This window comes from Pseudomonas sp. BW16M2 (assembly GCF_014268865.1).
GTDB classification, from domain to species: Bacteria; Pseudomonadota; Gammaproteobacteria; order Pseudomonadales; family Pseudomonadaceae; genus Aquipseudomonas; species Aquipseudomonas peradeniyensis.
Window position 1 is genome coordinate 26324 of record NZ_JABWRI010000042.1, and the last position, 12016, is coordinate 38339.

Annotated in this window: 14 protein-coding genes and 1 tRNA gene; 6 read left to right on the top strand and 9 right to left on the bottom strand. The window is 65.8% G+C overall.

Going from position 1 to position 12016, the window contains the following annotated elements:
* Nucleotides 1-45: 45 nt before the first annotated feature.
* Genes lolA through cysG form a run of 5 tightly spaced genes read left to right on the top strand, consistent with a single transcriptional unit; the run spans nt 46 to nt 5081 of the window.
* Nucleotides 46-669 carry an outer membrane lipoprotein chaperone LolA gene (gene lolA / locus HU735_RS25140; RefSeq protein ID WP_028692385.1) on the top strand — a complete coding sequence of 208 codons (624 nt, stop codon included), beginning with the start codon at nt 46-48 and terminating at the stop codon, nt 667-669.
* Nucleotides 670-681: 12 nt separating this feature from the next.
* A complete protein-coding gene (locus HU735_RS25145; protein WP_186716105.1) occupies nt 682-2007 on the top strand; it encodes a replication-associated recombination protein A in 1326 nt (441 codons plus the stop codon).
* A complete protein-coding gene (gene crcB / locus HU735_RS25150) occupies nt 2004-2378 on the top strand; it encodes a fluoride efflux transporter CrcB (protein ID WP_028692383.1) in 375 nt (124 codons plus the stop codon). Before HU735_RS25145 ends, crcB begins: the two co-directional genes overlap by 4 nt.
* A 30-nt stretch (nt 2379-2408) precedes the next feature.
* Entirely contained in the window at nt 2409-3689 is a 1281-nt protein-coding gene (serS, locus tag HU735_RS25155; RefSeq protein WP_186716107.1) for a serine--tRNA ligase, read from the top strand.
* Entirely contained in the window at nt 3690-5081 is a 1392-nt protein-coding gene (gene cysG / locus HU735_RS25160) for a siroheme synthase CysG (RefSeq protein WP_186716108.1), read from the top strand. It abuts the gene before it with no gap.
* A gap of 113 nt (nt 5082-5194) precedes the next feature.
* Here cysG and HU735_RS25165 read toward each other — a convergent pair whose 3' ends face one another.
* The 8 genes from HU735_RS25165 to HU735_RS25200 all read right to left on the bottom strand — a co-directional run bounded on the left by HU735_RS25165 (nt 5195) and on the right by HU735_RS25200 (nt 11000).
* On the bottom strand, nt 5195-6157 hold the full coding sequence (locus tag HU735_RS25165; protein ID WP_186716111.1) for a glutathione S-transferase family protein: 963 nt from the start codon (nt 6155-6157) through the stop codon (nt 5195-5197).
* A 97-nt stretch (nt 6158-6254) separates the two neighbouring features.
* On the bottom strand, nt 6255-7238 hold the full coding sequence (locus tag HU735_RS25170; protein ID WP_186716119.1) for a glycosyl transferase family protein: 984 nt from the start codon (nt 7236-7238) through the stop codon (nt 6255-6257).
* Between the two features lie 29 nt (nt 7239-7267).
* Complete coding sequence (locus tag HU735_RS25175; RefSeq protein WP_186716113.1) at nt 7268-7603, bottom strand: TusE/DsrC/DsvC family sulfur relay protein; 336 nt, start codon at nt 7601-7603, stop codon at nt 7268-7270.
* Nucleotides 7600-7896 carry a sulfurtransferase complex subunit TusB gene (gene tusB / locus HU735_RS25180; RefSeq protein ID WP_096048157.1) on the bottom strand — a complete coding sequence of 99 codons (297 nt, stop codon included), beginning with the start codon at nt 7894-7896 and terminating at the stop codon, nt 7600-7602. Before tusB ends, HU735_RS25175 begins: the two co-directional genes overlap by 4 nt.
* A complete protein-coding gene (tusC, locus tag HU735_RS25185) occupies nt 7896-8255 on the bottom strand; it encodes a sulfurtransferase complex subunit TusC (protein ID WP_186716115.1) in 360 nt (119 codons plus the stop codon). Before tusC ends, tusB begins: the two co-directional genes overlap by 1 nt.
* Before the next feature lies 1 nt (nt 8256).
* Nucleotides 8257-8649, bottom strand: coding sequence for a sulfurtransferase complex subunit TusD (gene tusD / locus HU735_RS25190; RefSeq protein WP_028692375.1), 393 nt, complete (start codon nt 8647-8649; stop codon nt 8257-8259).
* A gap of 86 nt (nt 8650-8735) precedes the next feature.
* Nucleotides 8736-10115 carry a uracil-xanthine permease family protein gene (locus HU735_RS25195; protein ID WP_110733680.1) on the bottom strand — a complete coding sequence of 460 codons (1380 nt, stop codon included), beginning with the start codon at nt 10113-10115 and terminating at the stop codon, nt 8736-8738.
* Nucleotides 10116-10328: 213 nt separating this feature from the next.
* Nucleotides 10329-11000, bottom strand: coding sequence for a Bax inhibitor-1/YccA family protein (locus tag HU735_RS25200; RefSeq protein ID WP_186716117.1), 672 nt, complete (start codon nt 10998-11000; stop codon nt 10329-10331).
* A 147-nt stretch (nt 11001-11147) separates the two neighbouring features.
* Here HU735_RS25200 and HU735_RS25205 point away from each other — a divergent pair.
* Nucleotides 11148-11235: transfer RNA gene (locus tag HU735_RS25205), tRNA-Ser, on the top strand.
* Between the two features lie 535 nt (nt 11236-11770).
* Here the strand turns inward: HU735_RS25205 and HU735_RS25210 are convergent.
* The coding region (locus HU735_RS25210) for a transposase (protein ID WP_238349897.1) at nt 11771-12016 on the bottom strand (246 nt) is incomplete at its 5' end.

The following is a 12016-nucleotide window of genomic DNA, read 5'->3' on the forward strand; positions in this document are numbered from 1 at the left end:
GCCATTGACGGCGTCCGGCCCCTTCACTGTGCAATGAGGATTTCCATGCGCGCGATTCGCATGCTGTTGGTTTCTGCCCTGGCTACGGCCAGCCTGTCGGCCCAGGCCGGCGAACAGGACGTCCAGCGCCTGACGCAATTGCTGGAAAAGTCGCAGACCATCGAAGCCAATTTCTCCCAGCTGACCCTGGATGCCGGCGGCACCAGCCTGCAGGAGACCAATGGCAAGATGACCGTCAAGCGCCCGGGCCTGTTCTACTGGCACACTGACGCGCCGCAGGAGCAGGTAGTGGTGTCCGACGGCAAGAACGTCACCCTGTGGGACCCGGACCTCGAGCAGGCGACCATCAAGAAGCTCGACGTGCGCCTGAACCAGACCCCGGCGCTGCTGCTGTCCGGCGATGTGTCGAAGATCAGCCAGAGCTTCGACATCACCTCCAAGGAACAGGGCGAAGTGATGGACTTCACCTTGAAGCCCAAGACCAAGGACACCCTGTTCGACTCGCTGCGCGTGTCGTTCCGCAGGGGCCTGATCAATGACATGCAGCTGATCGACAGCGTCGGCCAGCGCACCAACATCCTGTTCAATGGCGTCAAGGCCAACCAGGCGGTGCCGGACAGCAAGTTCCAGTTCGACATCCCCAAGGGCGCTGACGTCATCAAGGAGTAAGCGGAGCCTGTGATGGACCTGTTTCGAAGCGAACCCGTCGCCCAGCCCCTGGCCGCACGCCTGCGTCCGTCCAACCTGGACGAGTACGTCGGCCAGGAGCACCTGCTGGCGCGTGGCAAGCCGCTGCGCGAGGCGCTGGAGCAGGGTGCGCTGCACTCGATGATCTTCTGGGGGCCGCCAGGGGTGGGCAAGACCACCCTGGCGCGGCTGCTGGCGCAGTTCTGCGACGCCCACTTCGAAACGGTGTCGGCGGTGCTGGCCGGGGTCAAGGAGATCCGCCAGGCGGTCGAGGTGGCGAAGCAGCAGGCCGGCCAGTATGGCCGGCGCACCATCCTGTTCGTCGACGAGGTGCACCGCTTCAACAAGTCGCAACAGGACGCCTTCCTGCCCTACGTGGAGGACGGCACGCTGATCTTCATCGGCGCCACCACCGAGAACCCGTCGTTCGAGCTGAACAACGCGCTGCTGTCGCGGGCGCGGGTCTACGTGCTCAAGAGCCTGGACGAGGCCGCGTTGCGCAAGCTGGTCGATCGCGCCCTGAGCGAGGAGCGCGGCCTGGGCAAGCGCAGCCTGCGGGTTGGGGATGAGGCGTTCAAGATGCTCATGGCCGCCGCCGACGGCGATGGCCGGCGCATGCTCAACTTCCTCGAGAATGCCTCGGACCTGGCCGAAGACGGCGGCGAGATCGGCATCGAGCTGCTGCAGAGCCTGCTCGGCGACAGCCGCCGGCGTTTCGACAAGGGCGGCGAGGCCTTCTACGACCAGATTTCCGCGCTACACAAATCGGTGCGCGGCTCCAATCCGGACGGCGCGCTGTACTGGTACGCGCGCATGCTCGACGGCGGCTGCGACCCGCTGTACATCGCCCGCCGGGTGGTGCGCATGGCCAGCGAGGACATCGGCAATGCCGACCCCCGCGCCCTGAGCCTGTGCCTGGCGGCGTGGGACGTGCAGGAGCGCCTGGGCAGCCCCGAAGGCGAGCTGGCGGTGGCCCAGGCCATCACCTACATTGCCTGCGCGCCGAAGAGCAACGCGGTGTACATGGGCTTCAAGGCGGCCATGCGCGAGGCCGCCGAGCACGGTTCGCTGGAAGTGCCGCTGCACCTGCGCAACGCGCCGACCAAGCTGATGAAGCAACTGGGCTATGGCGAGGAGTACCGCTATGCCCACGACGAGCCGGACGCCTACGCCGCCGGTGAGGACTATTTCCCCGAACAGCTCGAGCCGCGCCAGTACTATCAGCCGGTGCCGAGGGGGCTTGAGCTGAAGATCGGCGAGAAGCTCAAGCACCTGGCCGAGCTGGACCGCAACAGCCCCCGGCAGCGGAGAAAACCGTGATCGCACTTATCGCTGCGGTCAGCGCCGGCGGGATTGCCGGCACGCTGCTGCGCTTCGCCACCGCCAACTGGGTCGCGGCCCACTGGCCACGGCACTTCTATGCCGGTACGCTGGCGGTCAACCTGGTCGGCTGCCTGCTGATCGGCCTGCTCTACGGGTTGTTCCTGCACAAGCCGCTGGCGCCGGTCGAGCTGCGCGCCGGGCTGATCGTCGGCTTTCTCGGCGGCCTGACCACTTTTTCCTCCTTCTCGCTCGATACCGTGCGCCTGATGGAAAGCGGGCAGGTCCCGCTGGCCTTGGGCTATACCATTATCAGCGTGGTAGGCGGCCTGCTCGCGACCTGGGCCGGCCTGTCTCTGACCCGATTCTGAACCAACATCTACACATAACGAGAGAACGACATGCTCGATTCCAAACAGTTACGCACTGAACTTCAGGCAGTGGCGGACCGCCTGGCCACCCGTGGCTTCAGCCTGGATGTCGCGCGCATCGAATCGCTGGAAGAGCGCCGCAAATCGGTGCAGACCCGCACCGAGCAACTGCAGGCCGAGCGTAACGCCCGTTCCAAATCGATCGGCCAGGCCAAGGCCAAGGGCGAGGACATCGCGCCGCTGATGGCCGACGTCGAGCGCATGGCCAATGAACTGGCCGCCGGCAAGACCGAGCTGGACGCTATCCAGGCCGAGCTGGACGGTATCCTGCTGACCATCCCCAACCTGCCGGACGCCAGCGTGCCGGTCGGCGCTAGCGAAGACGACAACGTCGAAGTGCGCCGCTGGGGCACCCCGACCACCTTCGATTTCGAGATCAAGGACCACGTCGCCCTGGGCGAAGTCAGTGGTGGCCTGGACTTCGAGGCCGCGGCCAAGCTGTCCGGCGCCCGCTTCGCCGTGCTGCGCGGCCCGATTGCCCGCCTGCACCGCGCCCTGGCGCAGTTCATGATCAACCTGCACACCGGCGAGCACGGCTACGAGGAACACTACACCCCGTACCTGGTGCAGGCCCCGGCCCTGCAGGGCACCGGCCAGCTGCCGAAGTTCGAGGAAGACCTGTTCAAGATCAGCCGCGAAGGCGAGGCCGACTTCTACCTGATCCCGACCGCCGAAGTGTCGCTGACCAACCTGGTGGCCGGCGAGATCCTCGACGCTAAGCAACTGCCGCTGAAGCTGGTAGCTCACACTCCATGCTTCCGCAGTGAAGCCGGCGCCTCGGGCCGCGATACCCGCGGCATGATCCGCCAGCACCAGTTCGACAAGGTCGAAATGGTACAGGTCGTCGAGCCAGCGAAATCCATGGAAGCCCTCGAAGGCCTGACCGCCAACGCCGAGCGCGTGCTGCAGCTGCTGGAGCTGCCGTACCGCGTGCTGGCGCTGTGCACCGGCGACATGGGCTTCGGCGCGGTGAAGACCTACGACCTGGAAGTGTGGGTCCCAAGCCAGGACAAGTACCGCGAGATCAGCTCCTGCTCCAACTGCGGCGACTTCCAGGCGCGCCGCATGCAGGCCCGCTGGCGCAACCCGGAAACTGGCAAGCCGGAGCTGGTGCACACCCTCAACGGTTCGGGCCTGGCCGTTGGCCGTACCCTGGTGGCGGTGCTGGAGAACTACCAGCAGGCCGACGGTTCGATCCGCGTGCCGGAGGTGCTCAAGCCGTACATGGGTGGCGTCGAGGTCATTCGCTGAATGGACTACCTGCCGCTTTTCCATAAGCTGCAGGGCGGCCGCGTGCTGGTCGTCGGCGGCGGCGAGATCGCCTTGCGCAAGGCGCGCCTGCTGGCCGATGCTGGCGCCGCGCTGCGGGTGGTGGCGCCGGAGGTCGACGGCCAACTGGCCGCGCTGGCCCGCGACGGCGGTGGCGAGGTGCTGGTGCGTGGCTACCAGGCGAGCGACCTGGAGGGCTGCCGCCTGGTGATCGCGGCCACCGACGACTCCGCGCTCAACGCCCAGGTCTCGGCCGAGGCCCAGGCGCGCAGCCTGCCGGTCAACGTGGTGGATGCCCCGGCCCTGTGCACGGTGATCTTCCCGGCCATCGTCGACCGCTCACCCCTGGTGGTGGCGATCTCCAGCGGTGGCGACGCCCCGGTGCTGGCGCGCTTGATCCGCGCCAAGCTGGAAGCCTGGATCCCGTCCGCCTACGGCGAACTGGCCGGGCTGGCGGCGCGTTTCCGGCACAAGGTCAAGGCCTTGTACCCGGACGTCAACCAGCGTCGTGGTTTCTGGGAGAGCGTGTTCCAGGGCCCGGTCGCCGAGCGCCAGCTGGCGGGGCAGGGCGCCGAGGCCGAGCGCCTGTTGCAGGCGATGGTCGATGGCGCGCCGGTGCAGCAGGGCGGCGAGGTGTACTTGGTGGGCGCGGGGCCGGGCGATCCGGACCTGCTGACCTTCCGTGCCCTGCGCCTGATGCAGCAGGCCGACGTGGTGCTGTACGACCGCCTGGTGGCCCCGGCCATCATCGAGATGTGCCGGCGTGACGCCGAGCGCATCTATGTCGGCAAGCGCCGCGCCGACCACGCCGTGCCACAGGACAAGATCAACCGCCTGCTGGTCGACCTGGCCCGCCAGGGCAAGCGCGTGCTGCGGCTCAAGGGGGGTGATCCGTTCATCTTCGGCCGTGGCGGCGAGGAGATCGAGGAGCTGGCTGACGAGGGTATCCCGTTCCAGGTGGTGCCGGGTATCACCGCGGCCAGTGGTTGTTCCGCCTATGGCGGGATTCCGCTGACTCATCGCGATTATGCCCAGTCGGTGCGTTTCGTTACCGGTCACCTGAAGGACGGTACCAGCAACCTGCCCTGGGATGACCTGGTGGCGCCGGCCCAGACCCTGGTGTTCTACATGGGGCTGGTCGGGTTGCCGACCATCTGTGCCGAGTTGATCCGCCATGGGCGCGCGGCGAGCACGCCGGCAGCCCTGGTGCAGCAGGGGACCACGCGCAATCAGCGGGTGTTCACCGGTACCCTGGCTGACCTGCCGGAGCTGGTGGCGCGGCATGAAGTGCATGCGCCGACCCTGGTGATCGTTGGGGAAGTGGTGCAGCTGCGCGAGAAGCTGGCGTGGTTTGAAGGGGCGCAAGACGCCTGAGCACGTTGTAGATCCACGTGGGAGCGGGCTTGCCCCGCGATGGCGTCAGAGGTGGCAACATTGTTGCCTGATCTGGCGCCATCGCGGGGCAAGCCCGCTCCCACGTTGGGTCTTTATCTTCTCTGCCAGATCCCTCTGCCCGACAACCGCTCCCGATCATGCGGCAAACCAAAGTCCTGCAACGGCCCCTTGGGCACGATCCCGTTCGGGTTGATGGTCTTGTGGCTCATGTAATAGTGCTTCTGGATATGCTCCATGTTCACCGTGCCCGCCACCCCCGGCCACTGGTACAGCTCGCGCAGCCAATTGGACAGGTTCGGGTAGTCGCTCAGGCGGCGCAGGTTGCACTTGAAGTGCCCGTGGTACACCGCATCGAAACGCACCAGCGTGGTGAATAGGCGCACATCGGCCTCGGTCAGGTACTCGCCGGCCAGGTAGCGCTGGCGACCCAGCAGCCCTTCCAGATGAACCAGCTCATTGAACACCTCGTCGAAGGCAGTCTCGTAGGCTTCCTGCGAGGTGGCGAAGCCGGCGCGGTACACGCCGTTGTTCACGGCCGGGTAGATACGTTCGTTGAGCGCATCGATGGTCGCCCGCAGCGGCTCGGGGTAGAGGTCCAGGGTATTGCCGGTCAAGTCGTCGAAGGCGCTGTTGAAGATGCGGATGATCTCGGCCGACTCGTTGTTGACGATGCGTTTCTCCTGCTTGTCCCACAGCACCGGCACGGTCACGCGCCCGGTGTAGTGCGGGTCGTCCTGGGTGTAGCGCTGGTGCAGGTACTGCAGCGCATCCAGCTGATCGCCGCTGGAGCCTTGCTGCTGGTCGAAGGTCCAGCCGTGCTCGCCCATCAGCCAACTGACCACCGAGACATCGATCAACGGCTCCAGGCCCTTGATGGCGCGGAAAATCAGGGTGCGGTGCGCCCACGGACAGGCCAGCGACACATACAGGTGATAGCGGCCGGCCTCGGCGGCGGGCAGCGGGTTGCGCCGCTGCGCGTTCTCGCGCTGGAAGGCGCCGTCCTTGCTGCTCTGGTACCACTGGTCATGCCAGCGGCCATCGATCAAAAGGCCCATCTCGGAGCTCCTCGAAAACTAATCGTTTGTCGTTGGCGCTCAGTCTAGGGCAAAGCGTTCGAAAAAATAGCGCAAAGACTGCCCTATTCCTATCGGCTTATTCGATGTATTTGCGGGCGGCCCAGTAGGCGCGGGCATTGCTGAACGCCTGCTCGCGCTCCTGGCCGAGCCCGCGCAGGGCCAGGGCCATGGTCGCGACCACGGCCAGTTCGCCGTAGCTGTCCTGCGCCTCGCCGCGCCACACCGCCAGCAGGTGCTCGGGCTGCAGGCTGGCCGGCTTCACATGGCGCTGGGCGCTGAGCGCCGGCCATTCCTCGTCCCAGGCCTCGCCGGCCGAGGTGCCGTACAGGTGGCTGATGACATCCGGGTTGACCTCGATCTCGCCACCGTCGCCCTTGATGACCACGGCATGATCGCCGAGCAGGCGGCTGGCTTCGCGGTGCACCGCCTGGTAGCCGGGGTGGAAGATGCTCTGCAGGCCGCAGCGGGCGGCAAGCGGGTTGAGCACCCGGGCCAGCGAATGGATGGGCGAGCGCAGGCCCAGGGTGTTGCGCAGGTCGATCATGCGCTGCAGTTGCGGCGCCCAGTCCTGCAAGGGGAAGAAGGCCAGCCGGCGGCTGTCCAGGGCCTGCTCCACGGCCGTCCAGTCCCGGCAGAGCGGGATGTCCAGCAGGTCGAGCAGTTGCTCAGTGTACAGCCGCCCGGCCGTATGGGCGCCACCGCCGTGCATCAGGATGCGCACGCCATTGCCTGCCAGGCATTTGGCCGCCAGCAGGTACCAGGGCAGGTGGCGCTTCTTGCCGGCGTAGCTCGGCCAGTCGAGGTCGACGGCGATGCGCGGTCCCTGCAGGTGGGCGCGCAGGGCCTCGGTGAAGCCGGCCAGTTCCTCGGCGCTTTCTTCCTTGTGCCGCAGCAGCATCAGGAAGGCGCCCAGCTGGGTGTCCTCGACCTTGCCTTCGAGCAGCAGGGTCATGGCGGCGCGGGCCTCCTCGCGGGTCAGGCCGCGGGCGCCGCGCTTGCCCTTGCCGAGGATGCGCACGAATTCGGCGAACGGGTGTTCGGCCGGGGTTTCCAGGGTCAGCGGGCGTACATCGTTCAGCTGTGGCTCGGTCATATGCAGTTGGTCGGCTTGGGCAGGCCCGCCAGCTTGGCGGCGAGTTTGGCGGGGGTGCCATTGAACAGGCGGTTCAGGTGCGGGCTGTTGCCTTTTTCCGCACCGAGCTTGAGCGCGGTGTACTTGATCAACGGGCGGGTGGCTGGCGACAGCTGGTACTCCTGGTAGAACTGGCGCAGCAGCTCGAGGATTTCCCAGTGGTCCGCGGTCAGGGCGATGCTTTCACGCGTGGCGAGGGCCTCGGCGACTTCGTAGGACCAGTCCTGCAGCTCGACCAGGAAGCCGTCCTTGTCCAGGGCGATGTGGCGATCGCCGACAGTCAGGGTACTCATAGCCAGCTGTTGACCTTGTCGTGGTGCAGGGAGAGCTCGACGAAAGCGGCGTAGTCCACGGCCTTGGCCAGCGGGTTGTCGAGGGCGCGGGCCTGCAGGTCTTCGGCGAGGGCGAACAGGCGCTCGCCGAGGTTGGCGGCCTGCAGGGCGGCGAACGGCTCGCTGCCGGCCTTGAGCGCGTAGGTGGCGTCGCCGCACAGCAGCAGCGCGTCTTGCGGGCCCAGCAGGCGCAGGCAGCTGGCCAAGCGCTCGTCGCCGAAGGGCGAGTGGGCGATTACATGCAGGGTCGTCATCAGAGCGTCACCACTTGGTCGAAACGGGCAATCAGCGCGGTCAGCGCGGTAGCGTCGAGCACCTCGACCGGCAGCGCCAGGGCGTCGCCATCCAGCCCGCGACGGGCCAGGCTGTGGCCGCAGGCGAATAGCTCCTCGACCCCGAACATCGGCAGGGCCTGGAGGTTGGCGGTCAGGTTCTTCTGCTGCAGGGCGTCGGGATGCTGCGCGGCGGCGAGCTGGAACACGCCGTCATCGAGGAACAGCATGCCCAGCGGCAGATCGAAGGCGCCGCCGGCCAGGGCGATGTCCAGCGCCTCGCGGGCGGACGGGCCGCTCCAGGGCGCCTGGCGGCTGATGATCAGCAAGGACTTGGCCATCTCAATCACCTCCGAAGCAGACCAGGCGGTCGGCCAGTTGCGCGGCTTCGTGCAGCTGGCCCAGGCCGGACAGCTCCCACGGCATCGGCAGGTTCACCGCCGGACGCTGGTAGCGGTTGGCCTCGGTGTCGTCGAGCACGCCCCGGCGCAGGGCCGCGGCGATGCACACCACGGCGTCCAGGCGGTGGTCGCTGACGAAGGCGCGCCACTGCGCGGCCACGTCCAGCTCGTCCTGGGGCGTGACGATATTGGCCGAGGCGCTGTGCACCCCATCCTGGTAGAAGAACAATCGGGCGATTTCATGCCCGCCGGCCAGCACCGCCTCGGCAAAGCGCAAGGCGCGGCGCGAGGAGGGCGCATGGGCCGGAGAAAAGACCGCGATGGCGAATTTCATGGAAGGCTCGTGCAAATGAATGCGGCCATGATAAAGCAAAAAGCCCGCGCTGGTGGGCGCGGGCTTTGTGCTCAGGCGGGTGCGGCTCAGGCCTGTTCCTTGCCCTCGGGCAGGAACCAGTTGAGCAGCAGGGCGCAGATACCGCCGGTGGCGACGCCCGACTCCAGCACGTTGCGCAGCGCCGCCGGCATGTGCGCGAGGAACTCCGGCACCTGGGCCACGCCCAGGCCCAGCGACAGCGACACGGCGATGATCAGCAGGGCGCGGCGGTCGAGGCGGGTGCTGGCGAGGATATTGATGCCCGAGGCCGCCACGGCGCCGAACATCACCATGGCCGCGCCGCCGAGCACCGGCTCCGGCACCGCCTGGATCACCCCGGCGACGCTGGGGAACAGGCCCAGCAGGATCAGCATGACGGCGATCCAGATGCCGATATGGCGGCTGGCGATGCCGGTCAGCTGAATCACGCCGTTGTTCTGGGCGAAGATCGAGCTGGGGAAGGTGTTGAACAGACCGGCCAGCAGCGAGTTGGCACCGTTGACCAGCACCCCGCCCTTGATCCGTTGCATCCATACCGGGCCTTCCACCGGCTGGCGCGAGACCTTACTGGTGGCGGTCACGTCACCGATGGCTTCCAGCGAGGTGACCAGGTAGATCACCAGCATCGGGATGAACAGCGACCAGGAGAAGCCCAGGCCGAAGTGCAGCGGCGTCGGCACCTGGAACAGCGCGGCCTGGTGCATGCCGGTGAAGTCCAGGCGGCCCAGGTAGCCGGCCAGGGCATAGCCCACGGCCAGGGCGATGACGATGGCGCAGCTGCGCATCCACACCACCGGAATGCGGTTGAGGATGACGATGATCGCCAGCACCACGCCCGACAGCAGCAGGTTCTCGCCATCGGCGAAGGTGCCGTTGGCCATGGCGCCAAAGCCGCCGCCCATGCTGATCAGGCCGACCTTGATCAGGGTCAGGCCGATCATCAGCACGACAATGCCGGTCACCAGCGGGGTGATCAGGCGTTTGACGAAGGGCAGGATGCGCGACACGCCCATTTCCACGAACGAGCCGGCGATGACCACGCCGAAGATCGCCGCCATCACGCTCTCGACCGGCGTGCCCTGCTTGACCATCAGCGCGCCGCCGGCGATCAGCGGGCCGACGAAGTTGAAGCTGGTGCCCTGGACGATCAGCAGCCCGGCGCCGAACGGCCCGAAGCGCTTGCACTGGACGAAGGTGGCGATACCCGAGATCACCAGCGACATCGACACGATCAGGTTGGTGTCACGCGCCGACACGCCCAGCGCCTGGCAGATCAGCAGGCCCGGCGTGACGATCGGCACGATGATCGCCAGCAGGTGCTGCAATGCCGCCAGCAGGCCGATCAGCAGGCGAGGCTTGTCCTCGAGGCCAAGGACCAGTTCATTGGCAGGCGCCGCCGCGCCTGGGCCGTGTTCGTGTGAACTCATGGGAAAATGCCGCCCCGGAAGAAAAAAGGAGCGCATTCTACGGGCAGAAAGCCCATAGGGGTAGAGGCAAGCACGATGGCCGCACAATCGCGGAGAAATGGGGTAATAAGCTGACTTTTAAGTCAATCTTCGTCGGCTTTGCTACCGCTGTTCAGCAGGCATGAAAAAGCCCGCCGAAGCGGGCTTTTTGTGAGGCGCTGTCGACCGATTCGATCAGTCGTCGCGGCCCATGATGCCGAACAGCTGCAGCAGGCTGACGAACAGGTTGTAGATCGACACGTACAGGCTGATGGTGGCCATGATGTAGTTGCGCTCGCCGCCATGGATGATGGCGCTGGTCTGGAACAGGATGCAGACCGACGAGAACAGTACGAAGCCAGCGCTGATCGCCAGTTGCAGGCCGCTGATCTGGAAGAAGAAGCTGGCCACCACGGCACCCAGCAGGACGAAGAAGCCGGCGGTGATGAAGCCGCTGAGGAAGCTCATGTCCTTGCGGGTGATCAGCACGTAGGCCGACAGGCCGCCGAACACCAGGGCGGTCATGGCGAAGGCCGAGCTGACCACTTCGGCGCCACCGGCCATGCCCAGGTAGCGGTTGAGGATCGGGCCGAGGATGAAGCCCATGAAGCCGGTGAGGGCGAAGGTGGACACCAGGCCCCAGGCCGAGTCACGCAGCTTGTTGGTGAGGAAGAACAGGCCGTAGAAGCCGATCAGCACCACGAAGATGTTCGGGTAGCCGACACGCATCTGCTGGGCGACGAGGGCCATGATGCCGCTGAAGGCGAGGGTAAGGGCCAGCAGGCTGTACGTGTTGCGCAGGACCTTGCTGACCTCCTGCTGCTCGACCTGCTGGCCGTGTTGGACGGCGTAATCCTGTTCGCGCATGGCGCACTCCTTTGGGGTGAAACCGCGGTCCGGGACCGGCGGTAGTGGAACGTATGAGGCAGAGCATATCAGAGCTGTCGCAGGGCGCGACACAGAGAGTTTGACAGCTTGTTACATTACGGTATGATTGCCGCCGCAAAACAAGCTGGAAGCGTGGCCGAGTGGTTTAAGGCAACGGTCTTGAAAACCGTCGATGGGCAACTATCCTAGAGTTCGAATCTCTACGCTTCCGCCATATTTGAAGCCCTGACATTGTCAGGGTTTTTTGCGTTTTTGGGGTCGGGAATTGTCCGGGAGGGCGTTCTTGGAGGGGCGGGCGAGGGGCTTTTGATGGCATGTGGGCAGGCAGGGGCATGGCGATAGCCTTGCAGCGTTCTCAAGATCGAGCACCGCCCGCGCGGCGCATCGCGGGACAAGCCTGCTCCCACATCCGTTTCAGGCCAATTATGCCTGTGCCGTCGCGGCTGCCCGCCTTGGCGCATGCCTCAAGTCAGGCGAGACGGCTGCAGCGACCACGCAAAAAACGCGTCGTGCAAACAGGGCGGACCAGGTAATGGTGCAGGAGTGATTGGCCCGAAACAGATGTAGCGGGCTTGTCCCGCGATGCGCCGCGCGGGCGGCGCTCGATCTTATAGGCGCTGCATCTCTCTCGGTGAACACCTCGAAGGCTAACTGCTGGCTTGGCTGAGTCGCCCTGGCAGTCGGATGTGAAGAAATGAATCCTCAAACAGGAGGATCGGCATGAGCAAGACAGCCAGGAACCCATTTACCTACGTAGACATCCCATTGCTATCCCCGGAGCTGTCCTGCGACTTAGTTGGTGTCAGGCGGCGGGCGTACGAAAAGTAGTGTCGTATACACCGCCGCCAGCAAGCCAGCGTAACCATCGCAGCGAAGCTTTCCGCTAGCTTGCAATAGCGTGTACCCAGGCGGCGGTGTTCCTTCAACCAACCAAATAGCCGTTCGATAGCGTTCCGCTGCCGATACTTGGGCTTGTCAAACAGGCGCCGTAAGCC